The organism is Lentzea aerocolonigenes (assembly GCF_000955955.1).
GTDB classification, from domain to species: Bacteria; Actinomycetota; Actinomycetes; order Mycobacteriales; family Pseudonocardiaceae; genus Lentzea; species Lentzea aerocolonigenes_A.
The window spans coordinates 1-6,189 of sequence record NZ_JYJG01000228.1 but is presented as its reverse complement, the minus strand read 5'-3'; the positions used below and the strand labels follow the sequence as shown (position 1 = coordinate 6,189).

Here is a 6,189-nt window from a genome sequence, read left to right as displayed (position 1 = left end):
CATCATTTGCGGGGTGGGGTAGTGGTGCCGCGCACGATGAGTTGGGTTTCGGCCACGATCTGCGGAACTTCCGTGTTGTCCGAATCCAGCCAGTCCAGCAACAGGTTCACGGCCGTGCGCCCCGCCTGCGCCACCGGCATTGCCACCGTTGTCAACGCGGGCGAGCACAGCGCGGCGTACGTCAGATCGTCGAACCCGGTCACCGACACGTCACCCGGCACCGAGATCCCGCGGTCCCGCAGCCGCGCCAGGACACCCAGAGCCATGATGTCGTTGTAGGCCACGATCGCGGTCGTATCGGCCGCCACGGCCAAATCAGCGGCCTGCAAGCCGCCTTCGTAGCGCGGCGCGAACGGTCCGAGATCCACCAGGTCGACGCCGTGCTGGGCAACCGCCGACATGAGGCCCCTGCGGCGTTCCTGGTTGGACCACGACGTGCGCGGCCCGTTCAGGTAGGCGATCCGCCGGTGCCCCAACGCCACGAGGTGGTCGATGATCGCGTGCATGCCGCCCGCCGAGTCCATCAACGCCGCGGGCACGCCGGGCAGGCGCCGGTTCAGCAGCACCAGCGACGTCGCCCCCGCCACCTCGTAGACCTGCGAGTCCTCCAGGCCGGGCGCACACAGCACGACGCCGTCGACCTGCTTCGCCATCGCGTGCACCAGTTTGGCCTCGGCGACCGGGTCCTCGTCGCTGTCCGCCACGAACACCGCGTAGTCCGCCTGCATGGCCCGCGCCTGCACGGCCTTGAGCACGCCCGTGAAGAACGGGTTGTCGAGGTCCGGCACGACGATGCCGATGTTGCCGGTCTTGCCCGTGATCAGCCCTCGCGCCGCCCGGTTGGGCTGGTAGCCGAGGTCGGAGGCGGCAGCCAGCACGCGTGATCTGGTCTCCGGGCGCACCAGCTCCGGAGATGTCAGCGCACGCGAAACGGTGGCGACCGATACGTGCGCCCTGCGAGCCACGTCGCGGATGGTGACTGCCACTTGTACCTCACCCTCGAACTGCCGGTTGAAACAATCATGACGGGTCAGGCGTCCGGACCTGTCCAACAGGTCCGTGTCCACGACTCTCATCGGACGAGACCTGTCGGACAGGTCCTACGGTTCTTTGAGTCTGGTGACGAGCTGTGTCGGGTTGACGAAACGCAGCGCGATCACGAGGAGTAGGAGCATAGATCCGGTGTAGATCACCGCCATCGAGTCGACCATCTGTTGTGGCCGGATGCCCGCCGACGACATGGCCTCGTACAGCGACACCACCAGGGTCTGGCTGGTCGGCCCCGCCGTGAGGAACGTCAGTTCGAACATGCCCACCGTCCGCACGAGCACCAGGATCGAAGCCGCCAGGATGCCTGGTACGAGCAACGGCGCGAGCACGCGGGTGAAGATGGCGAACGTGTTCGCCCCGCACATCCGCGCCGCCGACTCGATCTTCGTGTCGATCTGCTCGATGAACGGCGTCATCGTCAGCACCACGAACGGCACGGCCGGCACGAGGTTCGCCGCGATCACGCCGAACATGCTGCCCGCCAGGTGGAACTTGTAGAGCACGGTGGCGAGCGGGATGCCGTACGTCATGGGCGGCATCAGAATCGGCAGCAGGAACAGCACGTTGAGCAGCTTCTTGCCGGGGAAGTTGCGGCGCGCCAGGGCATAGGCCGTAGGAACTCCGATCAGGACGGAGATGACGACGACCGCGATCGCGACTTGGAACGTGACACCGAGGACGTCGAGCAGCCGGTAGTCGCGCCACGCCTCGCCGTACCACTTGCCGGTGTAGCCGTCCGGCAGCCAGGTGCCGAACCAGGTCTCGGCGAACGAGTTCGTGACGACCGCGCCCACGATGCCGACCAGGTTCAACATGAAAAAAGCCAGAGCGCCCCAGGTCAGCCACACGATCGGGCGAGCAGTGAGCCTCATCCCTTGCCTCCCGTAGCACCGCGGTAGAGCGTCGTGCGCCAGATCAGCACCACGCCGATCACGATCAGCATCACCAGCGCCATCAGCATCGCGATCGCCGAGCCCATCGCGAAGTCGTTGTCCCGCAACGCCGTCTCGTACGCGGCGATCGACATCACGTGCGTCTCACCGGCCGGGTTGCCGACCATGACCGCGGACGGGAACACCGAGAACGCCAGCACGAAGCTCAAGCAAAAAGTCACCGCGAGTCCTGGGGCCAGCAGCGGCATGGTGATCGTCCGGAACCGCTGCCGCTTCGACGCGCCCAACGTCGCCGCCGCCTGCTCCAGCGTCGGGTCGATGCCGGACAGGTACGACAGCGTCAGCAGGAACGCGAACGGGAAGCCCGTGATGATCAGGCTGAACAGCACGCCCCAGTAGTTGTGGGTGAGCTTCGCCGGTTCGTCCGCGCCCAGTGCCATCAGGATGCGGTTGAACCACCCCGTCGGGCCGAAGAACGCCAGGAGTCCTTCCGCCGTCAGCACGGTGCCGAGGGTGATCGGGATGACCAGCAGCGTGGTGAGCGCTCGCTTGCCCCGGAACCGGCCGCGCATCCGGAACGCGATCGGGATGGACGCGAGCACGTTGAACAACGCCGCCGGCAGCCCGAGCCACAGCGTGATCCACACGGTCTCGGCGAGGTAGTCGTCCTGGAAGAACGTGATGTAGTTCTGGAACGGGCTGCCGCCGCCCTTCGGCTGGAACGACAGCTGCAGCCCGTACAGGAACGGGTACACGAACAGCAGGATCACGAACACCGCGCCCGGCAGCAGCAGCCAGAGGACGCGGTCGACACCCTTCTCGGCCAGCCGGTGCTTGAGCGACGCCCTTTCGAGTACGGCGGTCATGCGAACACCAGCACGCGCTCAGCCGGCACCTTCAATGTGATGGTGTCGCCGGGAGCCAGCCGCGAGTTCGTGCGGACGTGCAGCTGCGTGCCGTCGCGCAGCCGCGCCTCCACCGCCTGCTCACGGCCGTGGTACTCGACGATCTCGACCACGGCTTCGATCGTGTTCGCACCGATCTCGGTGACCACCGCGAAGTCCTCGGGCCGCACCGCTGCCACGGCTTCCGACCCGAGCTCCTCCCGTTTGACACCAACGAGCTTCACACCGGCCTCGGTGTGGACGGTCGCGTGCTCACCTTCCTGGGAGCCGACCGTCACCGGGATCATGTTGCGGTAGCCCATGAACCCGGCGACGTACCGGTTGACCGGATGCGCGTAGACCTCCTCGGGTGAACCGACCTGCTGCACCTCACCCAGCCGCAGCACCACGAGACGATCGGCGAGGGCCAGCGCCTCCTCCTGGTCGTGCGTCACGTAGACGGTCGTGAGACCCAGTGACTGGTGCAGCCGCCGGATCTCCGTGCGCATCTCCAGCCTGAGAGCAGCATCCAGATTGGACAGCGGCTCGTCCATCAGTACCAGCGGTGGCTCGAGCACGATCGCCCGCGCGATCGCCACACGTTGTTGCTGGCCACCGGAAAGCTGAGCCGGGAACTTGTGCTGGTGCTCCTCGAGCTGGACGAGCCGCACCGCCTCGTCCACCCGCCGGTTGAGCTCGGCCTTGCCCGTCCTGCGCATGGACAGGCCGAACCCGATGTTGCGCCGCACCGACATGTGCGGGAACAGCGCGTAGTTCTGGAACACCATCCCGAACCCGCGCTTCTCCGGCGGCAGGTCGTCGATCCGCTTGCCGTCCAGGGTGATCCGCCCGCCGGTCAGCGGCAGCAGCCCCGCCAGGCAGTTCAGCGCCGTCGACTTCCCGCAGCCGGACGGCCCGAGCAGGGCGACGAACTCGCCGCCCTTGATCGTCAGGTCCATGCCCTTGAGGGCAACCGTGTCCCCGAAGGCGCGCTGCACCTGGTCGAGATGCAACTCGGCGAAACGCCCGCTCACTTCTTGCCGATCTCTCGGTCCCACCGCTGGAACGCCTTCACCTGCTGCGCGGCCGGGAGCGAGGTCTCCTTGGGGTTGTCGGAGATCAGCTTGTCGTACTCCGCGCGCCCGAACTTCGCGATGGCGTCCTGCGACTCCTGCGGCGCCATCTTCAGCGTCACGTCCTTGACCGCGGGGCCGGGGTAGAAGTAGCCCTTGTCGTACGCCTTGGCCTGCTGCTGCGGGTCCAGCATGAACTTGATGAGCGCCAGGTTCGCGGCCAGCACGTCCTGCGACACACCCTTGGGCACCACGGCGTAGTGCGCGTCGGTGACCCAGTGGAAGCCCTTGAACGTCGAGATCTTCATGCCCTCCGGCACGGAGCCGAGCACGCGTGGGTTGATGTCCCAGCCGGTCGTCGACGCGACCATCCACGACGTGCCGTTCGCCAGGTTCTTCATGACGTCCGTGGTGCCGCCGGGGTAGTTGTCGACGTACTGCCCCAGGTCCTTCAGGTACGCCCAGGTCTTGTCCCAGCCCTTCTCCGGGTCCTTGGGGTCGGTGTCGCCGAGCAGGTACGGCAGTCCCATGAGGAACGTCCTGCCGGGACCGGAGTTCGCCGGCCGCGCGTACTGGAACTTGCCGGGGTGCGCCTTCGCCCACTCCAGCAGCTCGGCAGGAGAGGTCGGAGGGGTCGGTACCTTCGCCGGGTCGTACTCGAGCAGCGGACCCGCCGGGTAGTAGGTCACCGCGACGCCCTGGCCCTGGGCGAGCTTCTGCATCTCCCACGCGGGCGGGAGGTAGGTCTTCTCGAGGTCCGGCAGCTTCGCCGAAAATCCGGGGAGCAGTTCGTAGACCAGTTTCTGCTCGATCACCGACGACAATCCGTCGGTACCGGTCAGCACGAGATGGGTCTGGGAGGTGCCCGAGTTCTGCTCGGCCTTGAGCTTGCCCGGCATGTCCGGCGCGGTCGCCTTGGTGTAGTTGACCTTGCTGACGAAGTCGGGGTTGGACTTGACGAACTCGTCGATCATGCCCTGGGTGAGCTGCAGGTTGCCGGCCACGTCGAGCACGTTGAGCTCGACCGGTTTGGACGGCTTGTCCGGGATGGTGGTCGGGGCGTTCTGGGCCTGCGGGGCCTCCGGAGCACCACACGCGGTGACCACCAAGAGGGCGGGGATGACGAGCTGTAACTTCCTTGTCCAGCGCATCTCGTGGCTCCCTAACTGACTCTGGACCTGGCGCTCGAAAACGTTTACGGTTTTTCTGTAACGGTCGAATGCCTACACCTGATCTCCGCGGCTCGTCAACAGATTGGGCCAGAGAGCAGCAGTGCATTCCTCCGATGACTGGCCCGCCGCCCGGTCGAACGCAATGCCGCCGCACAACCCATCCCCAACGAAAGTGGGAGGCTCCTGTGGCACCCCGTTCACGGCGGTCGCCGGTCACCAGAGCCGGCTTCCTGGCCACTGCGCTCGCAGTGGCGGTGACCTCGCTCGTTTCCGCCGCGCCCGCGGCGGTCGCAGCCGATGTCCTGCTGTCCCAAGGCAAGCCTGCGACCGAGTCGGCGTCCGGCGGCGCGAACTACGCGCCGAAGAACGCCTTCGACGGCAACGCGGCGACGCGCTGGGCCAGCAAGTCGAACACCGATCCGGCCTGGATCCGCGTCGACCTGGGCGCGTCCGCGAACATCAGCCGGGTCCGGCTGCAGTGGGACCTCTCGTGCGCCAAGGCGTACCGGGTCGAGACCTCTGAGAACGACTCGAGCTGGACGTCGATCTACAACACCGCTGACGGCAAGGGCGGCGTGGAGGATCTGACGGTCACCGGGCGGGGCCGTTATGTCCGCGTCTACGGCACGACCCGTTGCCGCACCGGCACGTCGTACGGCTACTCCCTGCAGGAGTTCCAGGTCTTCGGCAGCAGCGGCCCCGTCGAGGGCGAGCCGCCGACAGCGCCGACGGACCTCGTCGCCTCGGACATCAAGCCCGACTCGGCGAAGCTGACCTGGAAGCCGTCGACCGACAACGTCGGTGTCACGTCGTACGAGATCTACAACCTCGGCCAGTTCGTGAAGTCCGTGCCCGCGACGCCGACCTCCACGGTGATGACGGGCCTGAAGCCGAACACGATGTACGGCTTCTACGTCAACGCGAAGGACGCGGCCGGCAACATCTCGCAGGCGTCCAACACGGCGGAGTTCAAGACCCCGCCTGCCGAGGACGACCCGATCCCGCCGACCGCGCCGAAGAACCTGCGTTCCACCGGCGTGACGGCGAACTCCGTGTCACTGGCGTGGGACGCGGCGACGGACAACGTCGGCGTCACGCGCTACGAGATCTACACCGG

At 66.7% G+C, this 6,189-nt stretch carries 6 protein-coding genes; 1 reads left to right on the top strand and 5 read right to left on the bottom strand.

The window, feature by feature from the left end; translation table 11 throughout:
* Window positions 1-2: 2 nt before the first annotated feature.
* The 5 genes from UK23_RS27895 to UK23_RS27875 all read right to left on the bottom strand — a co-directional run bounded on the left by UK23_RS27895 (window position 3) and on the right by UK23_RS27875 (window position 5,051).
* On the bottom strand, window positions 3-986 hold the full coding sequence (locus UK23_RS27895; protein ID WP_045314629.1) for a LacI family DNA-binding transcriptional regulator: 984 nt from the start codon (window positions 984-986) through the stop codon (window positions 3-5).
* 114 nt (window positions 987-1,100) lie between these two features.
* Window positions 1,101-1,922, bottom strand: a complete 822-nt coding sequence (locus tag UK23_RS27890; RefSeq protein ID WP_045314628.1) for an ABC transporter permease — start codon at window positions 1,920-1,922, stop codon at window positions 1,101-1,103.
* Window positions 1,919-2,809, bottom strand: coding sequence for an ABC transporter permease (locus UK23_RS27885; RefSeq protein WP_045314627.1), 891 nt, complete (start codon window positions 2,807-2,809; stop codon window positions 1,919-1,921). The genes UK23_RS27890 and UK23_RS27885 overlap by 4 nt, the downstream gene beginning before the upstream one ends.
* On the bottom strand, window positions 2,806-3,861 hold the full coding sequence (locus UK23_RS27880) for an ABC transporter ATP-binding protein (RefSeq protein WP_045314626.1): 1,056 nt from the start codon (window positions 3,859-3,861) through the stop codon (window positions 2,806-2,808). Before UK23_RS27880 ends, UK23_RS27885 begins: the two co-directional genes overlap by 4 nt.
* Window positions 3,858-5,051, bottom strand: coding sequence for an extracellular solute-binding protein (locus UK23_RS27875; protein ID WP_045314625.1), 1,194 nt, complete (start codon window positions 5,049-5,051; stop codon window positions 3,858-3,860). Before UK23_RS27875 ends, UK23_RS27880 begins: the two co-directional genes overlap by 4 nt.
* Window positions 5,052-5,257: 206 nt before the next feature.
* Here UK23_RS27875 and UK23_RS27870 point away from each other — a divergent pair.
* On the top strand, window positions 5,258-6,189 hold a 932-nt coding region (locus UK23_RS27870), incomplete at its 3' end, for a discoidin domain-containing protein (RefSeq protein WP_045314624.1).